The 20,122-nt window shown below is 65.3% G+C and carries 21 protein-coding genes, 2 tRNA genes and 1 riboswitch; of the genes, 12 read left to right on the top strand and 11 right to left on the bottom strand.

Annotated features, from left to right (window positions below; all coding sequences use genetic code 11):
* The first annotated feature begins 198 nt into the window (after positions 1–198).
* From M1E17_RS04160 to M1E17_RS04140, 5 genes are all read left to right on the top strand, one after another.
* Positions 199–272 (top strand) — tRNA-Arg (locus M1E17_RS04160).
* Positions 273–624: 352 nt separating this feature from the next.
* Entirely contained in the window at positions 625–2,070 is a 1,446-nt protein-coding gene (locus tag M1E17_RS04155) for a dihydrolipoyl dehydrogenase family protein (RefSeq protein WP_457965653.1), read from the top strand.
* A 187-nt stretch (positions 2,071–2,257) separates the two neighbouring features.
* On the top strand, positions 2,258–2,950 hold the full coding sequence (locus tag M1E17_RS04150; protein ID WP_457965651.1) for an ABC transporter ATP-binding protein: 693 nt from the start codon (positions 2,258–2,260) through the stop codon (positions 2,948–2,950).
* Positions 2,947–4,983 carry a YhgE/Pip family protein gene (locus M1E17_RS04145; RefSeq protein WP_457965649.1) on the top strand — a complete coding sequence of 679 codons (2,037 nt, stop codon included), beginning with the start codon at positions 2,947–2,949 and terminating at the stop codon, positions 4,981–4,983. Before M1E17_RS04150 ends, M1E17_RS04145 begins: the two co-directional genes overlap by 4 nt.
* Positions 4,980–5,684, top strand: coding sequence for a TetR/AcrR family transcriptional regulator (locus tag M1E17_RS04140; protein ID WP_457965648.1), 705 nt, complete (start codon positions 4,980–4,982; stop codon positions 5,682–5,684). Before M1E17_RS04145 ends, M1E17_RS04140 begins: the two co-directional genes overlap by 4 nt.
* Here M1E17_RS04140 and M1E17_RS04135 read toward each other — a convergent pair.
* Positions 5,669–5,977: a hypothetical protein gene (locus M1E17_RS04135; RefSeq protein WP_457965647.1), complete on the bottom strand. Its 309-nt coding sequence runs from the start codon at positions 5,975–5,977 to the stop codon at positions 5,669–5,671. The two genes, M1E17_RS04140 and M1E17_RS04135, sit on opposite strands and share 16 nt — an antisense overlap.
* A 266-nt stretch (positions 5,978–6,243) precedes the next feature.
* Positions 6,244–7,281 (bottom strand): EamA family transporter, encoded by a 1,038-nt coding sequence (locus tag M1E17_RS04130; protein WP_457965646.1) that lies wholly within the window; start codon positions 7,279–7,281, stop codon positions 6,244–6,246.
* Between the two features lie 73 nt (positions 7,282–7,354).
* Here M1E17_RS04130 and M1E17_RS04125 point away from each other — a divergent pair, with 73 nt between their 5' ends.
* A complete protein-coding gene (locus M1E17_RS04125) occupies positions 7,355–8,263 on the top strand; it encodes a LysR family transcriptional regulator (protein ID WP_457965645.1) in 909 nt (302 codons plus the stop codon).
* A gap of 22 nt (positions 8,264–8,285) precedes the next feature.
* Here M1E17_RS04125 and M1E17_RS04120 read toward each other — a convergent pair whose 3' ends face one another.
* Together M1E17_RS04120 and M1E17_RS04115 are read right to left on the bottom strand one after the other, a co-directional pair.
* The gene (locus M1E17_RS04120) at positions 8,286–8,813 is read right to left on the bottom strand and encodes a SixA phosphatase family protein (protein WP_457965643.1); all 528 of its coding nucleotides are present in this window, start codon (positions 8,811–8,813) and stop codon (positions 8,286–8,288) included.
* A 163-nt stretch (positions 8,814–8,976) separates the two neighbouring features.
* A complete protein-coding gene (locus tag M1E17_RS04115; RefSeq protein WP_457965642.1) occupies positions 8,977–9,840 on the bottom strand; it encodes a winged helix-turn-helix domain-containing protein in 864 nt (287 codons plus the stop codon).
* 719 nt (positions 9,841–10,559) lie between these two features.
* On the opposite strand from M1E17_RS04115, the gene M1E17_RS04110 reads away from it, so the two are divergent.
* The gene (locus tag M1E17_RS04110; protein WP_457965641.1) at positions 10,560–11,300 is read left to right on the top strand and encodes a response regulator transcription factor; all 741 of its coding nucleotides are present in this window, start codon (positions 10,560–10,562) and stop codon (positions 11,298–11,300) included.
* On the opposite strand, the gene M1E17_RS04105 is transcribed toward M1E17_RS04110, so the two are convergent.
* The gene (locus M1E17_RS04105) at positions 11,297–11,464 is read right to left on the bottom strand and encodes a hypothetical protein (protein WP_457965640.1); all 168 of its coding nucleotides are present in this window, start codon (positions 11,462–11,464) and stop codon (positions 11,297–11,299) included. The two genes, M1E17_RS04110 and M1E17_RS04105, sit on opposite strands and share 4 nt — an antisense overlap.
* Between M1E17_RS04105 and M1E17_RS04100 the strand changes: the two genes are divergently transcribed.
* The 3 genes from M1E17_RS04100 to M1E17_RS04090 all read left to right on the top strand — a co-directional run bounded on the left by M1E17_RS04100 (position 11,445) and on the right by M1E17_RS04090 (position 14,415).
* Positions 11,445–12,860 carry a sensor histidine kinase gene (locus M1E17_RS04100; protein ID WP_457965639.1) on the top strand — a complete coding sequence of 472 codons (1,416 nt, stop codon included), beginning with the start codon at positions 11,445–11,447 and terminating at the stop codon, positions 12,858–12,860. The two genes, M1E17_RS04105 and M1E17_RS04100, sit on opposite strands and share 20 nt — an antisense overlap.
* Before the next feature lie 121 nt (positions 12,861–12,981).
* Positions 12,982–13,139: riboswitch (cyclic di-AMP (ydaO/yuaA leader) on the top strand.
* A 5-nt stretch (positions 13,140–13,144) separates the two neighbouring features.
* On the top strand, positions 13,145–13,891 hold the full coding sequence (locus M1E17_RS04095) for an aggregation-promoting factor C-terminal-like domain-containing protein (protein ID WP_457965638.1): 747 nt from the start codon (positions 13,145–13,147) through the stop codon (positions 13,889–13,891).
* An 80-nt stretch (positions 13,892–13,971) separates the two neighbouring features.
* Positions 13,972–14,415: a YdeI/OmpD-associated family protein gene (locus tag M1E17_RS04090; RefSeq protein ID WP_457965636.1), complete on the top strand. Its 444-nt coding sequence runs from the start codon at positions 13,972–13,974 to the stop codon at positions 14,413–14,415.
* Here M1E17_RS04090 and M1E17_RS04085 read toward each other — a convergent pair.
* The 3 genes from M1E17_RS04085 to M1E17_RS04075 are packed head-to-tail and all read right to left on the bottom strand — an operon-like array spanning position 14,396 to position 16,636.
* Positions 14,396–15,076 (bottom strand): HAD-IA family hydrolase, encoded by a 681-nt coding sequence (locus tag M1E17_RS04085; RefSeq protein WP_457965634.1) that lies wholly within the window; start codon positions 15,074–15,076, stop codon positions 14,396–14,398. The genes M1E17_RS04090 and M1E17_RS04085 overlap by 20 nt on opposite strands.
* A gap of 42 nt (positions 15,077–15,118) precedes the next feature.
* Positions 15,119–15,754 (bottom strand): uracil phosphoribosyltransferase, encoded by a 636-nt coding sequence (gene upp, locus M1E17_RS04080; protein ID WP_457965633.1) that lies wholly within the window; start codon positions 15,752–15,754, stop codon positions 15,119–15,121.
* Between the two features lie 12 nt (positions 15,755–15,766).
* Entirely contained in the window at positions 15,767–16,636 is an 870-nt protein-coding gene (locus tag M1E17_RS04075; RefSeq protein WP_457965631.1) for a phosphatase PAP2 family protein, read from the bottom strand.
* A gap of 32 nt (positions 16,637–16,668) precedes the next feature.
* Here M1E17_RS04075 and tadA point away from each other — a divergent pair, with 32 nt between their 5' ends.
* The gene (tadA, locus tag M1E17_RS04070) at positions 16,669–17,175 is read left to right on the top strand and encodes a tRNA adenosine(34) deaminase TadA (RefSeq protein WP_457965629.1); all 507 of its coding nucleotides are present in this window, start codon (positions 16,669–16,671) and stop codon (positions 17,173–17,175) included.
* A 6-nt stretch (positions 17,176–17,181) separates the two neighbouring features.
* Here tadA and M1E17_RS04065 read toward each other — a convergent pair whose 3' ends face one another.
* The 3 genes from M1E17_RS04065 to M1E17_RS04055 are packed head-to-tail and all read right to left on the bottom strand — an operon-like array spanning position 17,182 to position 19,774.
* On the bottom strand, positions 17,182–18,318 hold the full coding sequence (locus M1E17_RS04065) for a glycosyltransferase family 4 protein (RefSeq protein ID WP_457965627.1): 1,137 nt from the start codon (positions 18,316–18,318) through the stop codon (positions 17,182–17,184).
* A 4-nt stretch (positions 18,319–18,322) separates the two neighbouring features.
* Positions 18,323–18,718: a 6-pyruvoyl trahydropterin synthase family protein gene (locus M1E17_RS04060; protein WP_457965626.1), complete on the bottom strand. Its 396-nt coding sequence runs from the start codon at positions 18,716–18,718 to the stop codon at positions 18,323–18,325.
* A gap of 3 nt (positions 18,719–18,721) precedes the next feature.
* Positions 18,722–19,774 carry a dehydrogenase gene (locus M1E17_RS04055; RefSeq protein ID WP_457965625.1) on the bottom strand — a complete coding sequence of 351 codons (1,053 nt, stop codon included), beginning with the start codon at positions 19,772–19,774 and terminating at the stop codon, positions 18,722–18,724.
* Between the two features lie 160 nt (positions 19,775–19,934).
* On the opposite strand from M1E17_RS04055, the gene M1E17_RS04050 reads away from it, so the two are divergent.
* Positions 19,935–20,024 (top strand) — tRNA-Ser (locus M1E17_RS04050).
* The last annotated feature ends 98 nt before the right edge of the window (positions 20,025–20,122 follow it).

Below are 20,122 nucleotides of genomic sequence, written 5' to 3'. Positions count from 1 at the left end.
TGCAGGTCAGGGCCCTTTACTACTCAATTCCGCGTAGATTCAATAAAAGCGTGGTCAAATGCCTTCGATTAAGTGATGAAGGTCACCTAGACCGGTCTAGTCGGCTACATTACATGCCTTTCGATTTGGCACTCCGGGCCACCCTCGCGTAAAGTAATTCGAGGTTCGGGGAGAGAGATGCTCCGCGAAACACAAGATGCGCCCATAGCTCAGCTGGATAGAGCGTCTGTCTACGGAACAGAAGGCCGGGGGTTCGAATCCCTCTGGGCGCACAGAGAAGGTCCGCAGCGGTTCGCCGGTGCGGACCTTTTGAGTTTAAGCTCCTGCCTCTTGAGTGCTTGGCCTTTTGAGTTAAGCCCAAGACCTCTCCAAGGTACCCGGACCTGCCCTCCGAAGGCTCGGGCAGGCAGGGACGGCGCAACTTCGGCAGGCATCCCCCAATATTTCCCGTGGTTTACTCCCGCTATGGAGTCTGACGGCACTAAGAGATTACGAATCTTTGCAGGGCTGCGCCGCCTGCATGATCTGACAGAGGCTGCATCACCTGACAGGTTCTCCATCACCTGGCAGAGAAGGCCGTGGCCGTACACAGATCGCCCGCAGGCCCCGGCGTAGGCTATTCCCATGACGCCTGAATCCCTGAAGAGGGAATGTGATGTCGTGGTGATCGGCGCGGGGGCAGCCGGCGAAACCGTCGCCCGGCGGGTGGCCCTGGGCGGACTGAGATCTGTCTTGGTGGAGGCACAACTGGCAGGGGGCGAATCCGCCTACTGGGCATGCCTGCCGTCCAAAGCCCTGCTCCGCTCCGGCACCGCGCTGCATGGTGCACAGACGGTTCCCGGGGCGGAGGAGGCAGTGACCCGTACACTCAACGCGGAGGCAGTACTTAGGCGCCGGAACCACCTGACCTCCAACTGGCAGGACCACACCCACGCAAAGTGGATAACCGACGCCGGGATCGAGCTGATCCGCGGCCAGGCAAGGCTAACGGGTCCTCGCACGGTGGAGGCAGCCGGCCTGGACGGTAACTCCTACCAGCTGACGGCACGCCACGCCGTCGTCCTGGCAACGGGCTCGACCCCGAACGTTCCATGGATCGACGGCCTGGACGGGCTCAACGTCTGGGGCACACGCGAAGCCACGTCCACAAAGGAGATTCCAGAGCGGCTGGCTGTACTTGGTGGCGGGATGTCCGGCACGGAACTCTCCCAGGCGTTCGCCAGGCTGGGCTCCACCGTGACCCTCGTGGCCCGGAGCGTGCTGCTGGGAAATTTTCCGGAGGAGGCCGCAAAACTCGTGACGGCGGGCCTGCGCGCAGATGGCGTCGAAATCCACCTCGGCACCACTGCCAAAAACGTCCGGGAAAATAAGGACGGAAGCTACGCCTTGGCTCTCAGCGATGGAGCGAGCATCACCGCGGACCGGGTCCTGCTGGCGATGGGCAGGCGCCCCGCCGTCGAAGGACTCGGCCTGGAAACTCTGGGACTTGGGGCGGCGGAGGGCCTGATGAGCCTCACCACGGACGCCTCCGGTGTGGTTCAGGGAACCAAGGAACCTGACGCGTGGCTATACGCCGTCGGTGATGCCGCCGGCGCCACCATGTACACCCATCAAGGCAAGTACGCGGCACGGGTGACCAGTAATGCCATTCTGGCCAAAGCCAAGGGCGCCGTCCCGGGCACGGGGACCCGGGACCAGGCCCAGACGTTGAACTTCAATGCAGTACCCAGGGTCCTCTTCACCGATCCCGAGGTGGCCACAGTGGGCCAGAGCCTCGAGCAGGCCGCCACCGACGGCCACAACGCCTCCACCGTGGAACTGCCCATCCGGGTGGCCGGATCTTCCCTTCATTCGGAGCACTATGAAGGCTGGGCGCAGCTGGTGGTGGATGAGGACCGGAACGTGCTCGTGGGGGCCACCTTCGCGGGGCCGGACGTCGCCGAGCTGCTGCACGCCGCCACCATCGCCGTGGCGGGCGAGGTACCGCTGGACCGGCTCTGGCACGCCGTGCCGGCCTATCCCACTGTCAGCGAAGTCTGGCTTCAGCTCCTCGAGAAGTACGGCCTCTGACTCGCCGAACGATCACCGGCCCGCTCGCTGCGAGGGCCTCAACTGTCCGTTCGCGCTCTCTGAGGGGCCGCAACTGTCCGTTCGCGCGCTCCGAGGGGCCGCAACTGTCCGTTCGCGCATGAGCTATTTGAACTGACCGGTCAGTTCTATTAGGGTGGAAGGAGACGTCCCCTGTGAAAGGCACTTTTTGCTCTCCGTACAGCAGCTCCACGTGAAAGGACGGCGGAACGATCTGCTTCCGCCCACCTCACTGCAGGCGAAACGGGGTGAATTGCTCCTGGTTGCCGGGGACCGGCAGGACCAGCGGACAGCCTTGGCCCTGACACTCAGTGGTCGCATGAAACCGAGCGGCGGACGCATCGCCTGGGACGGCCACAGGCCCATCAAACAGCTCCGGCTCGCCAGCGCCTTGGTGGACTCACCCGGTGTGAACGAACCCGAGCAGCACCTCAGCGTCAGGGACCTGGTCACGGAGGACCTGGCGCTGATTCCCCGCCGCTACCGCGGGGCACTCCTCAGCAAGCCCTGGCTGAAGGTAAACAGCTTCGAGGATATCGCGGATCTGTGGACCGAGCAGCTGCCGCCCGGCCGCCGGATGGAACTCCTTACCGCCCTGGCCCTGGCCAACCCGCACACCGACCTCCTGGTGGTGGACTCCCCGGACCGGCACAGTGCTGATCCTGCGGACTGGCTCCCGCGCCTTGAGCAGTTGGCTGACGACGACGGCCGCCCACTCGCCGTCGTAGCCACCGTCACTGCCCTGCCGCCGTTGTGGCGGGGACCTGCGGCGGTCATCGGCAATTCAATCCATCGCCCCCAGGGCACACCAGCCCTGGCAAAAGTTAATGAACTCCAACTCGAAACCGAGGACGCAAAGTGACTGTGCTGCGGCTGGCCCGCTCCGAACTCAAGCGGATGACCGGCGGGCTGCTGCCCAAGCTGACCATCCTGGCGCTGGTGATGGTGCCGCTGCTCTACGGGGCCGTTTACCTCTACGCCAACTGGGATCCTTACGGCAACCTGGACCGGATTGATGCCGCCCTGGTGGTGGAGGACACGGGCGCTTTAACCAGTGACGGCACCGAACTTCAGGCGGGTGCCAAGGTGGCCGACAGCCTGGTGGAAGGCAACGTCTTCAACTGGAAATCCGTTGCCAGCGCCGACGAGGCCGATCTGGGTGTGAGCAGCGGCAAGTACGCCTTTGCCTTGAAGATCCCGGAGGACTTTTCCACCAACCTGGTGTCTCCCGGCAGCTTCGATTCGGCGAGCCAGGCCATGCTGGATGTCACTACCAACGATGCCAACAACTACCTCCTCAGCACCATCGTGGACAAGCTCACCACTGCGGTGCACAACACGGTGGCCAAAGACGTGGGCGAGGAGACGGCCAACCAGCTGCTCACCGGCTTTGGCACCATCCATGCCCAAATGCTCAAGGCCGCCGACGGCGCCGGGCAGCTCGCCGACGGCGTGGCCACCCTGCGCGACGGGACGGTCACCCTGCATCAAGGCAGCACCGCGCTCAACGGCGGAGCAGGCGAACTGTACGCAGGGCAACTCAAACTGCGCGACGGCGCCAACCAGCTCACCGACGGCGCCGGGCAGCTAAGCAGCGGACTGTCCGTCTTGAAGGACAAGACCGCCACCCTGCCCAGTGACTCACAGACACTGGCCAACGGCGCGGCCCAACTGGCTGCAGGCAACGCCCAGCTGAACACCAAGGTCCAGGACATCGCGGCCCAGCTTGACGCGGCCGATCTGGGCCTCCGCGCCCGTGTGATCGAATCCAACAGCCGCCTGGTCGCCTCTGAGGTCATCACGCAGGCACAGGCTGACAGGATCCTTGCCGACTTTGACGCCACCGCTGCCTCCAGCCCCGTGACTGCCGCCAAAACCAAAATCCAGGCCGACGCCGCGCAGGTCCAGCAACTCGCTGACGGTTCCGAGGCAGTCAGCGTCGGGGCCGCGCAGCTCGCCGCGGCAACGCCCGCGCTCAAAGACGCGGTAGCGCAGGCCTCCAGCGGCGCGGACCAGCTCCATACAGGGTCCGCCACGCTTGCCACCGGACAGCAGGCTGCGGTGGACGGCGCCGCCCAGCTGGCGGACGGGGCAACCAAGCTCGACGCCGGTGCCGGCCAGTTGGAGACCGGCGCCGGAACGGCCGCAAACGGCTCGCGCACCCTGGCGGAGGAAATCGCCAAGGGCGCCGGTCAGGTACCCAACCCGGACGATTCGCAGAAAAGCAGCCTCTCCGAAGTGATCGCCGATCCCGTCGCAGTGAGCAACGTTTCGCAGGCGAAGGCCGACTCCTACGGCGCAGGGCTTGCCCCGTTCTTCCTGACCCTGGCGCTGTGGATCGGAGTCTTTATGCTGATCCAGGCCATGCGGCCCATGACGCAGCGGGCTCTGGCATCAAACGCACGGGCGTGGAAAATCGCCGTCGGAGGCTGGCTGCCCTTCCTTGCCGTATCAGTGGTCCAGGCCAGCCTGCTGACGCTGGTGGTGAACCTGGGTCTGGGACTCAACCCCGCGCATCCCGTCCTGATGTGGCTCTTTATGCTGGCAGCGGCCATGGCGTTCAGTGCCATCATCCAGGGCATAGTTGCCCTGCTGGGATCCCCCGGCAAACTGGTGGTGCTCATCCTGCTGGTCCTGCAGCTGGTCTCCTCCGGCGGCACTTTCCCGTGGCAGACCACCCCTGAGCCGCTGCACGTGGTGCACGAGGTCCTGCCCATGGGCTATGTGGTGACGGGCATGCGGCACCTGATCTACGGGGCCGATCTGTCCATGATCGTGCCCACAGTCCTGGGACTTCTGGGCTACACAATATTGGGCGCCGGACTGTCCACGCTGGCGGTCAGGAAACACAGGTTCTGGACCCTCAAAACGCTTAAACCCGAGATCGCCATATGAGTGCCAGGCCACCGGAACTACAGAAGCCACCGGCGGAACCGCATGCGGAACCGTCAGAACCGGCCGCGAAGAAGCTGCGCCCCGAACGGACCAGCGCCACCAGGCAGCGGCTCTTCGACGCGTCGATGGAACTCATCGGCCAGCGGGGTGCTGCGGAAGTGACAGTGGACGAGATCGCCGCCGCCGCCGGGGTGTCGAAGGGCACGATCTACTACAACTTCGGCAGCAAGTCCCATCTCATCGCCCAGCTGCTGCGGCATGGCGTCGATATTCTGAAGGAACGCCTCCTGCGCGCGGGCAACGCAGACCCGGGCAGCACGCCGGTGAGCGAACCCGTCACCGCAGACGTGGATCCGTTGCTGTCCATGGAGGCGATGATTGGCCAGGCCATGGATTTTATGGACGACTACCCCTCCTTCGCGCGGTTGTGGGTCAGTGAAAACTGGCGCACCCCCAGTGAATGGCAGGACACCTTTGCCGTACTCAGGGGCGAACTGCTGGAGGTCATTGGGGCAGCGGTGGGGAAGGTTGCCGCCGCCCATCCCGTGGATGAGCGGATCTCCCAAGGCAGCCTGGCGACGGCAATCTTTGGGGCCTGTTTTGTGGTGGGGCTGGACCGCCAGACCTACAACCCGGAGCGGACCCGTGACCAAAGTGTTGCAGCAATAATGGCGATCATGCGCGGCTACGTGCTGAAGTAGCCGGCCCCTCGGGGATGATTGAGCACATGCGTCACATGGGGAACAGTGGAAAGCTCGCCATCATCACGGCCGTGGTGGCCCTTCTCATGCTGGTCCTGACAGCACTCACGCTGGAAGAGCCGGTGATGTTCACCTTCCTCGCGCTGGTGGCCCTGGCGTACGTCGCCGCTCTTTCTGAGGTGCTGTCCCGGCGTCGTTACGCTGTTGCCGTAGCCACTGGCGTAGGAACCAGCCTGACAATAGCGTTTGCCCTGGCCTTCATCAGCACGTGGGAACTGGCCTTCGCCGGCCAACCATCTTTCTTTGGCACCCCCCTTCCCACCGGGGATCCGGACAACTACTTCTTCCTCTCTGCCGCCTCGTCGTTGACCACCCTTTTGGTCCTGTTCGCCGGGGCCGCCTGGCCGTCCCGAAGGCGGCCGGCAGCCAGGACACCTGCGTCGCAGAGGCGTCCCGCCACCGCCGCACGCCGCCCCGCTGCCCGGCCCCGCACCCAGGGCGCACCGGGCCAACGCACAGCAAGCCAACGCACCAGTCAGAGCACAGCACAGCGCACAAGTCAGGGGGCGTCTGCTTCCCGGACCCCCACACCACGGGTTCCAGCGGCGGCGGCCAAGCGGCCGTCGTCGTCAGCATCATCGGTGCGCAAGGCGGTCCCCGCGGGCGCATCAAAGCCCAAACCCGCGCCCAAACCCGGCACCAGGGCAGCGCCGCGGCGCTGAGTCCTGCCGGCCGTTCCCGTGAGCACCGCCGTCGCGACGCCACCCAGCAGGAGCAGGCCGCCGGCCAGTTCGGCAGGAGAGGGAACCTCAGCCAGGGCCAGCCATGCGGCGCTCATTCCCACCACCGGAACCAGGAGGGTGAAGGGCACCACGGCCGATGACGTGTAGGTGGCCAGCAGCCTGTTCCAGATCCCGTAGCCAACCAGCGATGCGAAGACTGCCGTGTACAGGGCGCTCAGGAGGGTGGCTGGCTGCAGGTCCAACAAGGTTCCGGCAACGGCGGCCGGTCCGTCGATGATCAGCGAAAGACCCGCAAGGGGAAGCGGCACTACCGCCCCGGACCAGACCACCAGCCCCAACCCTGACGCAGCCCGTGCCTTCCGGGCGATGATGTTGCCGGCAGCCCAGGAAAGCGCAGCGGCGAGCACAATGATCAGCGGAAGCACCGGTGCCATCGCACTGCGGCCTACTGCCACTACGGCAAGGCCCGCCACGCCAAGCACAACTCCGGCCATCTGGCGGGCGGTGGGTCGTTCACCGAGGAACCCCGCGGCCAGGAGGACCGTCAGCAGCACCTGCGCCTGCAATACCAACGACGCGAGGCCCGCCGGCATGCCCAGCGCCATGGCCAGGTAGAGGAGGCCGAACTGCCCCGCACTCATAAAGAGCCCGACGCCGGCAATCGCCTTCCAGCTGACCTCCGGCTTCCGGATGAAGAAGATCCACGGGAAAACCACCAGCACGAATCTCATGGCGACGAACAACAGCGGCGGAACCTCGCGGCCGTTGGCGTGCAGGCCGAAGTCGATGGCGACAAAATTCAGGCCCCACAGGACTGCGACCAGGGCGGCAAGCAAGGAATGGCGGAGGTTCACGCTTCTTACCTTCACAGAAAGCCGGATGAAGCACCAGCATTGATTTCTTCAGCTGACCATGTACCTTTACTTCATGATCGATATCGGTACTTTGCGGGCGCTGACAGCTATTGAGCAGCATGGGTCTGTCATTGCCGCCTCAGAAGTCCTGGGCTTTAGCCCTTCAGCTGTCTCCCAGCAGGTTAAGAAGCTGGAGAAACAGACAGGATTCGCGGTCCTCGAGCGCCGCGGGCGGGGTGTGCTGTTGACCGAGCGCGGACTCACCCTCGCCGCCTACGGGCGCAGGATCCTTGCGGAACTGGAAGAACTCCAGTCCACCCTGCTTGCGGATCCGGCGAAACCAACCGGCCACCTGAGGGTGGTGTCCTTTTCCACCGCCTGCCGCGGCCTGGTGGGACCAATGTTGGGGAACCTGGCCGCCTCAGGAAGTGAACTGGACGTCAGCGTGTTGGCGGAGGACCCGCGGGAGGCCGTGGCCCGGGTGGCCAACGGAGAGGCGGACCTGGGCGTGGTGCACAACTGGAACTCCGTCCCCCTGGTCATTCCTGAACACATGAGCCTTGAGTGGCTGTGCGAGGACATTGCGGATCTCCTGGTGCACCAAAGCCATCCACTGGCCGGACGGAAGGCGGTGGAACCGGCGGACCTGGTTGACGAGCGCTGGATCAGCACCCCGCACGGCGCCATCTGCAACGAGGCACTGCTCAGGATCTTCGCGGACCTGGGCCGGGTGCCCGACATCCGGGTCTATGATCCGGACTTTGCGACCCACCTTGCCCTGGTGGAACAGGCGGCCGTGGTGGCGCTGGTCCCCCGGCTTGGCAGGCCGGCACTTCCCGGCGGCGTGGTGTCAGTACCCGTCATCAAGCCCGTCCAGGTCCGCCAGGTGGGGCTGGTCCACCGCAGGACCATGACAGCCAGCCCGGGCATCCGCCACGTGGCAGCACTATTGAAGGAGATCGCGGCCGGCCCAACCAGGTAGCAGGTTGGGCACCGCGCACCAGCTAGTGCGCGCGCGGAACCTTGAACCTGGTCAGCCGCGCGTCCTGCCCGTCCAGTTCCGCCCAGGATTTTTCAGTTTCCAGAACAGTGAGCGCGCTGGTGGGAAACCTGGTGGCCGCGTCCATGTAGGCGTCGTGGTTGGAGTCACGCGAAGCCAGGTGCATGGCGAGGTCCTGGACCCCGGGCATATGGGAGATCAGCATCAGGGTGGTGACGGTATCGGGCACGTGGTTGACCACCGTGAGCATGCGCAGCGCGGAGGCTCCGTAAAGTCCGCCCTCCAGTTTCGGCGTCGGGGCCTTGTCCCCCAGCTCCGAGCACACCCAGGTGCAGGTCTGGCGGGTCCGGAGTGCACTGGAGCAGAGGATGAAATCCGGGACAATCCCATGCTTGACGAGCCATTTTCCGGCAAGGGGCGCTTCCCGGTGGCCGCGCTCTTCCAGCGGCCGGTCGTGATCCGCCACACCGCCAGGCCAGTCCGCCTTGGCATGCCGCATGATCACCAGTCGCCTGATGTGGTGGTCGCTCATGCCCCAAGCCTAGCCGCCATAAAAACACTAAGCCGCGGAGGCACATGCTTGGAGAGCCCGAACGCACGAAAGCGGCATTTCGCGTAGTGCCGCATCGCCGACTGAGGAACGAAGGAGGTGTCTAAGGCACGGCGAAATGCCGCTTTCGTGCGTGGCTAGGGAGCTAGATCGAGTATTCCGGAGCGGCCCAGACCACAACTTCCGGGTGCTCGTAGAACCGGTAGCCCTGGCCGCGGACCGTGCGCACCGTGTTGGCGAGGCGGCCCAGCTTGGAGCGGAGGCGGCGGATGTGGACGTCAATGGTGCGCTCGTTGGGAACCTCTTCGGCATTGCGCCACAGGCCTTCGAGCAGCTCGTCGCGGCCAACGGTGCGGGTGCCGTTCTCCACGAGGTAGTTCAGGAGTTCGAACTCCTTGAACGTCAGGTTCAGGGATTCGCCGTCCAGGTGGACTTCGCGGCGGGCGAGGTCAATCAGGACGCCGGACGGACGCGGGTCCTGGGCCTGCTGGAGCCTGGACGTTTCGGTGCGCTGCCGTGCGTTCACGGTGGGGTCACCGAAGGTGGAGCGGACGACGTCGAGAGCGGAACCGGGTGTGCTGGCCGGCGCCACTGCCACAGCGGCGTAGCTTTCGGCACCCGATACCAGGGACTGGGCGTAGGCGCGGATTTCCTGGGCGAGCTTGGCGATGGACGTTCCGGCGGCCGCGGCAGTTTCCTCATCGATGCCCATGTACAGGACAAATCCCCTGGCCACGTTGTCGTTGGCTACGGGCCGGACCGTGTTGGGCCCTGCCACCACGGGCGTGGGAGCGGTCATGGGTGAAGCGTCGGGCTGTACTGCGCGGAGCTGTCCGTAGGAGTTGGGGTTGTAGCCCTGGGGTGCGTAGCCGGGAGCCGGGAAGCTGGCGCCGGGGGTGGCCGGGGCGAGCGCCGGACGGGCGCCGAAGCCTTGCCGGAGGCCGGCGGGCTGGCCCGCCTTGCTGGCGTTACGGACGGAGATGTGGACGTATCCGGATGCAACTGACATGAATGCTTACCTCAATGTGAATGGCCGTCATCGCGGCTCGAATGCTGGGATCCCCGCAATGAGATCAGGGGAGGGCGCCCGACGCTGGGCTGGGGGGCGAATGCCTAAGAACTTCTGGGGATATGAAGGTCAGGCGTGCATTCGACAACAGCGCATGTTGACAGCAGCGGGTGTGCCGGGCCAATAATCTGCGTCTGCAGGTGCTGTTGAGTACTTGTTCACATTTAGAAGTGTGCAACGTAACAATACGAACTTGCAAGTAACAATGGACGGGATGTTCCACATACTGAGACAAAATGCACCAATGTGTTCCACATCACGATTCTAAAGAGCGAATAAAATAACAGATGTTATCCCGAACGGACGGTCAAAAAACCCTCTTTGGGAAATTTTATTCGATAAACACCGGGAAAAATCAGAAACGATTCATTGCCCGAGGATTTGCTGAAATTACCACCCCGCTTTCCCCACCATGTCCAGCCGTGGCGAAATCTGGACAAAAAAAGTTTGCCCCAACACCATCGCCCTCCCGCCCGCGCCGTGATTTCCGGCCCTGGCCGCCCCCGCGGAACGCCGGCCAGCACCCTCCTGAGGAAGCCGGCAGGCGCTGGAAACATGGCTCCGGGCCCTCCTGCCATCCGGCTCGCTAGGCTGGGATTCACAGCCAGCGCACAGGAACCCCAAAGCGCGGGCTAACCCCGAGACCGGAGAGTTGTCCCATGGCCACTTCGCACTCCATGACCAACAATCTTCCCCAGCTCACCCACCCGGACGGCTCACCCATCCGCGCCTTGGTGGTGGACGACGAACCCAGCCTCTCCGAGCTCATGAGCATGGGGCTGCGCATGGCGGGCTGGTCTGTGGCCGTCGCCGCGGACGGCCCTGAGGCCATCAAGCTCGCCAAGGAGTTCCGGCCGGACGTGCTGGTGCTGGACGTGATGCTGCCGGGTTTCGACGGCGTCGAGCTGCTCGGCAGGATCCGCGCCTTCGCGCCGGAGGTGCCTGCGCTTTTCCTGACAGCCAAGGATGCTGTCCAGGACCGGATCCTAGGTCTGGCTGCAGGCGGGGATGACTACGTCACCAAACCCTTCAGCATGGAAGAAGTCCTGCTCAGGCTGCACCGGCTGGTGCAGCGCTCCGGGGTTGCGGCGATGGACACTGCCGAACTAGTGGTGGGCGACCTCGTCCTGAACGTGGACACCCGCGAGGTGACCCGGGCCGGGGACGAACTACACCTCACGGCCACACAATTCGAGCTTCTGCGTTACCTCATGGAAAACCCCAAGCGCGTCATCAGCAAGGCCCAGATCCTTGACAGGGTTTGGGACTACGACTTCGGCGGGCAGGCCAACATCGTGGAGCTCTACATCTCCTACCTCCGCAAGAAGGTGGATGCCGTGCACCCGCCCATGATCCACACCGTGCGCGGGGCCGGCTATGTGATCAAGCCGGCGGACTAGGCGGTGGCCTTGTCCTCGTCCTCGCCCTTGTCCCCCTCCTCCCCCTCGTCCCCCTCCTCCTTGCCGGCCGCGGCGCCCAAGGACGAGCGCAACTGGCTGAGGCCCGGCACGTGGCACCTGCGCACGCGGCTGGTTGCGCTGGCCATGGCGCTTCTGATTGCCATCTGTGGCGCCGTGGGGCTGTTCACCTACGCGTCCATGGATTCATTCCTCACACGCCAGCTCGATGACCAGCTCAGCCAGGCGGCGGAACGCTCCAACGCTCCCGGCAGGCCGCCGCTGGGCGGGTTCAATGGCGGGCGTGATCCCCTTGACGCCCGGGGACAGAGCGTTGGCACTCTCAATGCCCGCATCCTCGGCGGGCAGGTCAACAGTGCCGGCTTCCTCGCCTCAGACACCACGCGCGCACCACTCACCACCCGAGACAAAGAGATCCTGCTGGATCTGGCACGCAACGGCAATCCGGTGGACCGGACGTTGTCCAACGGCAACTACAGGCTGTTGGCTGAGGAAACCTCGTACGGGGACGTGCTGGTCACGGGACTCCCCCTTGCCAGTAAGGAAAGCACCATGTCCTCACTGGTGTGGACCTTTGTCTTTGTCTCCCTGGGCGGCCTGGTCCTGATCGGACTGGCGGGAACCGTGCTGATCCGGCGCACGATGCAACCGCTGGAACAGCTGTCCGAGGTTGCCACCCGCGTTTCCCGGCTTCCCCTCGACGCCGGCGAGGTAGCCCTCGCGGTGCGGGTGCCGCCGTCGAACGCCAATCCCCGGACTGAAGTGGGCAGCGTGGGGCACGCCCTCAACCTCATGCTGGACAACGTAGCCCGGGCACTGGAGGCCAGGCAGCAGAGCGAGACCAAAGTGCGGCAGTTCGTCGCCGATGCCTCACATGAACTCCGCACCCCGCTGACTGCCATCCGCGGCTACACCGAACTGATGCGGATGACCGAGGATTTCACTCCGGACGGCCAGAAGTCGCTGGCCCGGGTCCAGAGCCAGTCGGAACGGATGACCACCCTGGTGGAGGACCTGCTCCTGCTCGCCAGGCTGGACGAAGGCCAGCCCCTGAAGCTCGCCGAAGTTGACCTCACGCAGCTGGTCATCGAGACCGTCAGCGACGAGAAGGTCATCGCCCCCACCCACAACTGGCGCCTGGAACTCCCCGACGAGCCGGTGCTGGTCAACGGCGACGCGCCGAAGCTTCGCCAGGTGCTGGTGAACCTGCTTTCCAATGCCCGCAAGCACACGGCCCCCGGCACCACTGTTATCACCGGGGTCACGACGTCGCCGGAGGGCAGCGCGGTGGTAACCGTAACGGACGACGGCGGCGGCATCCCGCCGGAGTTCCTGGACCAGGTTTTCTCCCGCTTCGCCCGCGCAGACGCTTCCCGGGCGGGCAAGGCACCTGGATCAGGTCCCCGGGCCTCGGAAGGAACCAGCGGCCTGGGCCTGGCGATAGTCCAGTCCATCGTGGAGGCGCACGGCGGCACGGTAACGGTAAGGTCACAGCCCGGCTTCACCGAGTTCGCTTTGCGACTGCCCATCATTGCCCGTTAAGCGCAAGCCAACACACCGCCGTCGTGATCTCTGTTACCTAAATGTGACTTAAGCGGCAGTCTCCTGTACCGTCGATGGGGTGCGGTTCCCGTTCGGGCCGTATATTCCGGATGACGCCAAGCTCTGCCGCTTCCCGGATTCTTCTTGACCAGGCAGAGGCGGGGGACCCACAGTCCCGGGCAGTGAATGCCCTTGGGGTTAAGCCAGCACGTGATTTTCCGTGTGGCCGGATGCCCTCATCCGAACCCGACAGCTAACTCCGCAGGTGTGAGAGGCGATCCATCATGTCTGAATTCAAGGTAGAACCACGCCCTAAAACCGGGCAGTCCGAATCCCACGGCCGTCACAAGCTCCGCCTGACGGTGGCAGCCTGGCCCGCCGCCACCATGTCCAGGCTGGCAAAAATACCCTCCCTCGGCAAGCGCACAGCCGTTCTTGTCACCGCCGGTGCATTGCTGGTGGGAGTCGGCGCCGCCGGCCAGGCGTCCGAATCCATCACCCGGGTGTCGGCCGTCGAGTCACAGTCCTCCCCCGCAGCCCCCGCCGACTCCGATTTGAGCGTCGAGAAGACCGAGGTCCAGGCGCCGCCCGCTCCCGCTCCGGCCGAGGTTGCTCCGCCGGCACCCGAGCCGGCACCAGCGCCTGCTCCCGAGCCCGCACCGGCACCCGCCCCGGCACCAGCACCCGCCCCGGCCCCGGAGCCTGCTCCGGTTGTCGCCGTCAATGATCCCGCGGGAGCCCAGGCCTACGCTGCCAGCCAGCTGGGATCCTATGGCTGGGCCCCTGACCAGATGCAGTGCCTCAAGACGCTCTGGACCAAGGAGTCCGACTGGACCACCACGGCGATGAACCCGAGCAGCGGCGCGTACGGCATCGTCCAGTCACTGCCCGCCGAGAAAATGGCCACCGCCGGTGCGGACTACCTCACCAACTACCGCACGCAGATCAACTGGGGCCTGAACTACATCCAGGAGCGCTACCAGTCACCGTGTGGTGCCCTGAACTTCCACCTGTCGAATAACTGGTACTAGGCAACCTGCGGGTTTTGGCCCGCGGCTCACGACAAGTGCGCCTCTGTTGACCGGCAAAGCCGGGGCGGGATACTGGGACCATGAAATTCACCACCACCATCCTGGGCAGCGGCAACAAGGCGGGCATTGAGGTTCCGGAGGAAGTTGTCTCCGCGCTGGGAGCCGGCAGGAAGCCGCCGGTGGTGGTGACCATCAACGGCCAAAGCTACCGCAGCAGCATCGCCGTCATGGGCGGGCAGAACATGGTTGGGGTGAGCACAGCCAACCGGGAACTCACCGGCGTTTCGGCAGGCGACACCGTTGATGTGGACGTTGAGCTGGATACGCAGCCCCGCGTCATTGAGGTTCCGGACGATCTTGCCGCCGCCCTCGCTGCCGAGCCTGACGCACAGGCGTTCTATGCCACGCTGAACTACAGCACCCAGCGGCGGTACGTTGAGCCGCTGGCCGAAGCGAAGACCGCGGAAACCAGGGCCCGCCGGATCGCCAAGGTGGTGTCCGACCTCAAAGCCGGAAAGAAATGACCCTCGCGCCCGCTGAATCTGTTTCCACCGCAACCGAAACGTCGCTGTAGTCGGAAATGTGCAGCACGCCGTCCGGCAGCAAACCGGTATTCGGACCCACCGCCACCGTGCGGATACCGGCAGCCAGCCCGGCAGCAATACCGGCAGGCGCATCCTCGAACACCAGCGCGTGCGCCGGTTCCACCCTCAGGAGTCCCGCTGCCTGCAGGTAGCCCTCAGGATGCGGCTTGCCCCTGGTTACCAGCTCGGCCGTAACGGCGGTGGCGGGCATGGCCAGGCCGGCAGCCTCCATGCGGATGTCCGCCAGGATACGGTCGGCAGAGGTCACCAGCGCAACGGCGTCGCCCGGGAGGGTCCGCAGCAGCTCGGCGGCTCCGGGCAAAGCGACAATGCCTGCGGTGCGGACACGTTCGGCAGCGCCGAGTTCGGCGGTGAGGGCCACGACGTCCGCCCCTGCCGGGGCGAAGCGCCGCACCGTGTCGCCTGCCTGGACGCCGTGGGAGGTTCGCAGGATCTCGGCAAAGTCCAGCCCGTAGCGGGCGGCGAACTCACTCCACACCTGTTCCACAATGGCGGTCGAATCCACCAATGTCCCGTCCATATCAAACAGCACGGCGCGGCAGGTGAGGGTGCGGGTATCGGCAGGCGTGGGAAGGCTCATGCCTCAATCCTGCCCTACCTGCGCGCGGCGGCCAGCCGAAAGCTAGCCGGCGATGCCGTACAGCCGGTCCCCCGCGTCTCCGAGGCCCGGGACGATGTAGGACTTCTCGTTCAGCTTTTCGTCTATGGAAGCCAGGACAATGGTCACGTTGGCGTCGGAAAGTTCCTCTTCCAGCTTCGCCAGGCCTTCCGGGGCGGCGAGGAGGCAGATGCAGGTGACGTCCGAGGCGCCGCGCTTGAACAGGAACTTGATGGCCTCGCGCAGGGTTCCGCCTGTGGCCAGCATGGGATCAAGCACAAAGATCTGCCGGTCCGTGAGATTCTCCGGGAGCCGCTCGGCGTAAGTGATGATGTCCAGGGTTTCCTCGTCCCTGGCCATGCCCAGGAATCCCACTTCAGCCGTGGGAACCAGTTTGGTCATGCCCTCCAGCATGCCCAGGCCGGCGCGGAGGATGGGGACCACCAGCGGCGTCGGCTTGGTAAACGCGGTGCCCACCGCGGTGCTGACCGGCGTCTCAATGGTCACGGGCTGGGTGCGGACTTCACGGGTGGCCTCGTACGCGAGGAGTGTCACCAGCTCTTCCGTCAGCTGCCGGAAAACAGGGGACGGTGTGTTCTTGTCCCGCAGGACAGTGAGCTTATGGGCGACCAGCGGGTGGTCCACAACGAGAGTGCGCATTGGTCAAAACTATCACCCGGCAGAAGAGCCTTTACCGGGAGAACCGGTGCCTGCGCCGCGCTCCTCCGCCCCTTCCACGGCGGGCTGATCCTCACGGTGGTCCTCGCTGTGGTCCTCACGGAGGGCGGGGTGTTCGAACGTGGGTGCGGGGCCGGCATGCTCGCGTTTCCGTGTCAGGTGGAACAGCCGGTGTGCCAGGATCACCAGCGCCATCCAGGCAAGCCCGAGGAACCAGGCGGCCAGGACATCGGTCATCCAGTGATGGCCCAGGAAGACCCGGCTGAGGCCCATGGCAATGATGAACAGTGCACCGGCAGTGATGGCCGTGATGCGCACCCACAGGACCTCAAACTGCAGGCACATGATGTACACCAGGACTCCGATGACCACTGTGGTGTTCAGCGTGTGCCCGCTGGGGAAGGACGGTGAGGTTTCGTAGGGTGGGACAGCCTCCGAATGGTCCGGGCGGGTCCGCCCCACCAGCCGCTTGCCCGCCGTCGTAGCCAGGGTGGACACTGCTGCAGCGCCGCCCACCAGGATGATGGGCCGCCAGGTCCGGCTCAGGAAGGTCAGCCAGGCCGTCAGGACGCTTGCCACGATGGGCATCCCGATTCCGCCGCCAACGTTGGTGAAGGCCGTTACGCCCGCGTTCAGATCCGAAGTGCGCAGTTGCTGGGACAGTTCCAGGGCGGGCAGGTCCAGGGAGGCCAGGCCCTCATCGTCCACCACGTTGGCGTATACCTCGGCACCCAGCAAGGCCAAAGTGACCACCAGGGCGCCACCCACCAGAAGCGTGATCCACAAGGCAGCGTACGGCAAAACCCATAGTGCAAAGCGGTCTTTGAGGGTGTCCACGGTGCCTCCCGACGTAAGTGCTTGCAAGGCTGGATATCCTTCGAAACTATCATTGAGCCATGGTCCCCGCACAAAAGAAACACGGCGAGTGGATGGGCCTTGCCCTGGCCGAGGCCAGGCGGGCACTCGCCACCAACGATGTGCCCATTGGTGCGGTGGTGATAGGTCCCGACGGCGCGGTGCTGGGTTCGGGACGGAACCAGCGGGAGGCCCTGGGAGACCCCACCGCACATGCCGAGATCGTCGCTATTCGCCAGGCGGCTGAGCGGCTGCGGGAGCTTGCCCTGCACGACGGCGGTACCGGGGACGGCTGGCGGCTGGCGGACTGCACTCTGGTGGTCACCCTGGAGCCATGCGCCATGTGCGCAGGTGCTGTGGTGTTGGCCCGGATCCCCCGGGTGGTTTTTGGCGCGTGGGATGAGAAGGCGGGCGCGGCAGGCTCGGTGTTTGATGTGCTCCGGGAGCGCCGCCTCAACCATTGGGTGGAGGTTTACGCGGGTGTCCGGGAAGACGAATGCGGCGCGCTGCTCAGGGAATTCTTCGCCAGACACCGCACCCGGCTGTAGGCAGCGTCAATCCTCCCGGGGTGCCGCTACGATTTCCAGCACCGTCCGGGCCGTGGCTTCCCACCCTGGCAACCGTTCACGGGAGGCAAGCGCGGCTGCCCGCCAGGCGGCGCGGAGCCCCGGTTCCTCCAGCCACTCCCGGAGGCCCGCGGCCAGAGGCTCCGGATTCGTGGCCGTCAGCGTACCGGGTTCCAGCGTCTGGAGGTCCGGGGAGCTGGGCGGGCCGACGGCGGCACCGGGCAGTGCGCCGTCGGGCAGTGCGGCGCCCGCGCCATTGGTGTGCCCTACAGCGCGGGCGGCGAGCGTCAGCGCCTCCATGGCGCCTGTTCCCTCCCGAACAATGACGGGTATGCCGCGGGCAAGTGATTCTGTGACCACCATCCCGAAGGCTTCGGCCCGGGACACCAGCAGGCTCAGGTCAGCCCGGTTCCATTCGTCCTCCAGCGCCTCTCCCGTCAGCTGGCCTGTGATCCGTACCCGGTCTTGGAGCCCGCGGGCAGCGATGGCGGCGCGGACCAGCTCCGCGTACTCCGGGTCGGCGCTGTCGGAACCCACAAACGACGCCGTCCAGGCCAGATCCTGAAGCCTCGCCAGGGCCTCCACAGTCAACAGCTGGTCCTTGTTGGCCAAGAGCGCCGCCACCACAATGATGTGCGGCGGGTCCGAGCCTTTAGCAACGGGCGCCGGTTCCGTTCCGGGCAATGCAACGTAGCTTTCCGCCAATCCGTGCAGAGACCTGATGGCGGCAGCGGTGGAACTGCTGGTGCTGATCACCCCGGCCGCTGCACGCAGGCCGCGTGCCTCGCTCTCCGGATGGCCTGCGGACGGCATGTGGAGCAGAACCCATGCCGGCCTTCGGGCCGCGGCTGCATACTCGAGTTCGTCCGGTGCGCCCAAGGCGATGAGTCCGTCCACCATGGTGACCGTTCCAGAAGTGGTTTCCGCGGAAGTCTCCCAGGTACCCAAAAGGCTCCCCAGCCGCCGTCGTTCCTTTGCACTGGCGGCCGGCCAGGAGCCCTCCACCGCCAGCACCTCAACCCGGGCACCCAGCGTCCTTAGCCCTTGAACGAGCCGGGCGTTGTAGGCGTTGCCGCCGGAGTGGTGACGGATGTTGGCGGGCACCAGGAGACGGAGGCTGAGCATGGTGTCAGCCGGCCATGTCCAGGGTGTAGGTTGCCCAGGCATCCGGGTTTTCGCGCAGGGTGACGTCAATCCCGGCCAGCTCGCGGCCGTCGTCGTCGCCTTTAAGCTGTGCAGCGACGGACTGGGCGATGTACTCCGCGAGCGCCTCGGTGGTGGTGAGTTTGCCGTCGAAATGAGGATGCTCGTCCAGGTTGCGGTAGTTCAGCCCTGCCAGCACCCCCTCGATGATGGTGCCGGCCGCCCCGATGTCCAGCACGATCGCGTCCTGGTTCAGGGCCCGACGGCGGAAGGCCACCTCGGCCACGAAAGTTGCCCCGTGCAGGGCCTGGGCCGGGCCGAAAGCTTCACGCGGGAGGCTGTGGGCAATCATAAAGTGGCGACGGACGGTCAGGCTGAACATGGGCTACCTCTTGTCTTCGGGGTCAGTGGCTTGTGCGGAGTCTGTGTTCTGCTGGGGGTCTCCGGCGCCAGGGTATTCGATCACGTGGCACAGGGCTTCCAGCTTGCCGTCGGTCAGGCTCTGCACCACGTCCGGCAGTTCCGCGAAAGGTGAAGTGCCGGTAATAAATGCGTCGAACACCGGGTCTTGGAGCAGCCCGACGGCGAGGTCCAGCCGGTCGGCGGTAGTCCGCCGGTGGCGCCGGGCGCGGGACACTACCCCCACCTGGCTGGCGCGGATGGACAGCCGGCGGGCGTGGAAGTCCTCGCCGAGGGGCACGGTGACCTCGCGGTTGGCGTACCAGGACATCTCGATGATGTCGCCTTCGTCGCCGGCCAGCTGCATGCTGCGTTCCAGGCCCTCCTGGGATGCCGAGCAGTGGAACACGATGTCGCAGTCGGCCAGGGCGTCATCCGGGTGGGCGAACTCCACCCCGAGCCGGTCAGAAAGGTGTTTCCGCTCAGGATCCAGGTCCACCAGCTGGAGGCGGGACAGCGGAAAGGTGCGAAGGAGGGTGGCCACCATGCCGCCCACCAGGCCGGCGCCGACGACGGCGATCCGGTCCCCCAGCCGGGGGCCGGCCTCCCAGAGGGCATTCACGGCAGTTTCCACAGTGCCGGTGAGGACAGCGCGGCGGGCGGGAACGCCGTCGGGGATCCTGGTCAGGGCATCGGTGGCGATAACGTACCGGTCCTGGTGCGGGTTCAGGCAGAACACCTTCTGGCCCACCCAGTCCCCGGGCCCCTGCTCCACCACGCCCACCGACAGGTAGCCGAACTTCACGGGGGACGGAAAGGAGCCCTCCTGGTGCGGGGCGCGCATCTCCTCGGCAACCCGCGGCGGGACCGAACACTTGTGCACCACAATCTCGGTGCCCTTGCTGATCCCGGAGTAGAGGGTGCGGACCAGCGCCTGACCTGGCCCCGGGGCGGGCAGCTCCTCTGTGCGGAGTTCGCCATGCTCCGGGCCGGTGGTCCAATATGCTGTTGCCTGCGCTGGTTCGCCTGAATTAGTCATCTTGCTTATGAATCTAGTCCCGCCCGGCTTTACGGACAAAGCCAGGCAGCGCGAACGGACACTTGTGGCCCGTACTTGCGGTTGTGAACCTTGCCAGGCACCAGCGGGGCAGGCTGCCGTTTTGGGGATGCGAGCCATGCTCCGGTAGCCTATATGGGTTGGTGACGTGTCCGAGCGGCCGAAGGTGCAACACTCGAAATGTTGTTTGGTGTCAAAGCCAACGTGGGTTCAAATCCCACCGTCACCGCCAAGTAGCAAAACCCCTGCTTCCCTTATAAACAAAGGGAAGTGGGGGCTTTGCTTTGTCCCGAAATTCGCCAGGCAGTAACGCAGCGGTAACGCAATTCT

It is taken from the genome of Arthrobacter sp. D1-29 (assembly GCF_054130585.1).
Note: the sequence above shows the minus strand (reverse complement) of the source record. Positions and strands in the feature narration are given on the sequence as shown.

Bases quoted from the DNA above. Each gene is read 5' to 3' on its own strand.
- M1E17_RS04085 (WP_457965634.1), bottom strand. From the start codon at position 15,076: ATGAGCCTTCCCACGCCTGCCGATACCCGCACCCTCACCTGCCGCGCC.
- M1E17_RS04095 (WP_457965638.1), top strand. From the start codon at position 13,145: ATGTCTGAATTCAAGGTAGAACCACGCCCTAAAACCGGGCAGTCCGAA.
- M1E17_RS04055 (WP_457965625.1), bottom strand. From the start codon at position 19,774: ATGACTAATTCAGGCGAACCAGCGCAGGCAACAGCATATTGGACCACC.
- M1E17_RS04100 (WP_457965639.1), top strand. From the start codon at position 11,445: ATGGCGCTTCTGATTGCCATCTGTGGCGCCGTGGGGCTGTTCACCTAC.
- tadA (WP_457965629.1), top strand. From the start codon at position 16,669: ATGGTCCCCGCACAAAAGAAACACGGCGAGTGGATGGGCCTTGCCCTG.
- upp (WP_457965633.1), bottom strand. From the start codon at position 15,754: ATGCGCACTCTCGTTGTGGACCACCCGCTGGTCGCCCATAAGCTCACT.
- M1E17_RS04115 (WP_457965642.1), bottom strand. From the start codon at position 9,840: ATGTCAGTTGCATCCGGATACGTCCACATCTCCGTCCGTAACGCCAGC.
- M1E17_RS04060 (WP_457965626.1), bottom strand. From the start codon at position 18,718: ATGTTCAGCCTGACCGTCCGTCGCCACTTTATGATTGCCCACAGCCTC.
- M1E17_RS04125 (WP_457965645.1), top strand. From the start codon at position 7,355: ATGATCGATATCGGTACTTTGCGGGCGCTGACAGCTATTGAGCAGCAT.
- M1E17_RS04155 (WP_457965653.1), top strand. From the start codon at position 625: ATGACGCCTGAATCCCTGAAGAGGGAATGTGATGTCGTGGTGATCGGC.
- M1E17_RS04110 (WP_457965641.1), top strand. From the start codon at position 10,560: ATGGCCACTTCGCACTCCATGACCAACAATCTTCCCCAGCTCACCCAC.
- M1E17_RS04105 (WP_457965640.1), bottom strand. From the start codon at position 11,464: ATGGCAATCAGAAGCGCCATGGCCAGCGCAACCAGCCGCGTGCGCAGG.
- M1E17_RS04120 (WP_457965643.1), bottom strand. From the start codon at position 8,813: ATGAGCGACCACCACATCAGGCGACTGGTGATCATGCGGCATGCCAAG.
- M1E17_RS04140 (WP_457965648.1), top strand. From the start codon at position 4,980: ATGAGTGCCAGGCCACCGGAACTACAGAAGCCACCGGCGGAACCGCAT.
- M1E17_RS04090 (WP_457965636.1), top strand. From the start codon at position 13,972: ATGAAATTCACCACCACCATCCTGGGCAGCGGCAACAAGGCGGGCATT.
- M1E17_RS04065 (WP_457965627.1), bottom strand. From the start codon at position 18,318: ATGCTCAGCCTCCGTCTCCTGGTGCCCGCCAACATCCGTCACCACTCC.